Raw genomic sequence first — 1,656 nt, 5'->3', positions numbered from 1 at the left:
GTGGTGAGTCCTGCTGCGGTACTGGCAAGCGTGACGCCACCCAGGGTGGTCACCGTTGCCCCGGCTGCGCCGCCGGCCACAGCCGTAGTAGTCCCCACCGCTGCCGTACCCATGCCCGCCGTGAAGTAGGTCACCACAATGGTCAGCAGAGCCGCCCCCGCCCCGGTCAGGCCGCCTTGGTCGTAGCTCCACTTCTCATGGGCCAGGGCTACTTGGTCCCACTTGACGTTGGGGTTGGCGGCCAGGGCGTTGAGGTAATCCAGTCCAACGCCGTTGCCTTGGGCCACCAGGGCGTCGATCTGGCTCTTGAGGGCTTGCCCGCCTTTGGTGTCGGGGATCTGGGCTGTGATTTTGAGGGCGCTGTCGAAGCTGACGTTGCCCTTGAGCTGGGTCTGGTTCAGCGTCTCGGTGGTGCTGCCCTTGCCCTTCATCTCCTGGTACAGGCCCATGGTCACGGTTTTTTCGGTATGGCTGGTCTGGGTGGTGTCGGTGCTRCCGCCCAGGATGAGTTCGCCTTGTTGCGTTGGGTCCAGGTTCACAAAGGCGATTTGCTGCGCTTCTACCTTGGCACCTTGCAGTTCGGTCTTGTTGCCTACGCCAATCTCGATTTTCTTATCAGAGAGGAGGGAGGTGCCAATGCTGGTGCTGGTGGCGCGGGCGTCGGTGACGGTTTTTTCCTCAATGGGTGTGCCAAAGCCCAGTGGGTCGAGCATGGCGCTGAAGGCGGCGCCTAAGTCGGTCTTGGTGTGGGTGGTGGTGCTGATCTGGTGCACATCAGTAGCGGCGTAGAAGGTGCTGGTGTCTTTGCCTGCTACCCGCAGGCTGTCGGCTCCTTTGAACTGGGTGCCCACGCTGACGAGGTTTTGCCCGGCGGTGATGTTGACGTTCTTGCCCTGCACCTTGCTGACCTGTGCGGTGGCGGCACTGGCTTGCGTCTGGGTGCGGGTGGTGGTGGTGCTGATGAGGTCCGAGCTGGACTTGGTCATCACGGAATCAAAGCTGGAGCGGGTTTGGCCCGCGTTGAGCAGCACGGTGCCCTGGGCTGCGATGTTCACATCGCCCTGGGCCTTCAGATCCGCCGCCTTGGCAATGACGTTTTGCCCGGCGGTGATGGTGAGGTCTTTGCCGGCTTTGACGGTGCTGCCCACATCGCTGGTTTGGCTGGTGAGCAGGTGGTTTTTAGCGTCCCCCGCCCCAAAGTTGTTGCTCTGGCTGGCTTGCAGGGTGCTCAGGTTGACGGTGTTGCCGGCGCTGAGCTGGGTGTCGCCCGCGCCCTGGACGGTGGCGCCGATGATGTTGAGGTCGTTGCCCGCGCTGGCAAGCAGGGTGCCGGGGCCTGCTACGTACAGGCCTGCCATGCGGTCTAGCCCGGTGCGGCTGTAGGTGTAGTTGCCACTGCGGCCTTCTGTGCTGCCGGTGGTGCTGGTGACGTTGATGTCCTTGTCCGCCACTGCGATCAGGCTGTTTTGTGCGGTCACGCTGCCGCCGGTGATGTTGATGGTCCCCCCTGAGCCTGTCGATGGGTCTTGGCTGGCAGCCAGTTTCACATCGTTGGCGGCGATTTGCCCGCCCAGGTTGTTGATGGTGTTGGCGTTGATCTCCAGCAGCGTGCGGCCCAGGATGGTGCCGCCGTTGCCCAGGATGGTGCCGCCGTTG

General features: G+C 63.1%; 1 protein-coding gene. It reads right to left on the bottom strand.

Annotated elements, in window-relative coordinates; all coding sequences use genetic code 11:
• Positions 1-1,656: hemagglutinin repeat-containing protein (locus tag AC1DZ5_RS21495; protein ID WP_477892842.1), on the bottom strand; the 1,656-nt coding region annotated here is incomplete at both ends.

It is taken from the genome of Rhodoferax sp. P1_F3 (genome assembly GCF_056405715.1).
Note: the sequence above shows the minus strand (reverse complement) of the source record. Positions and strands in the feature narration are given on the sequence as shown.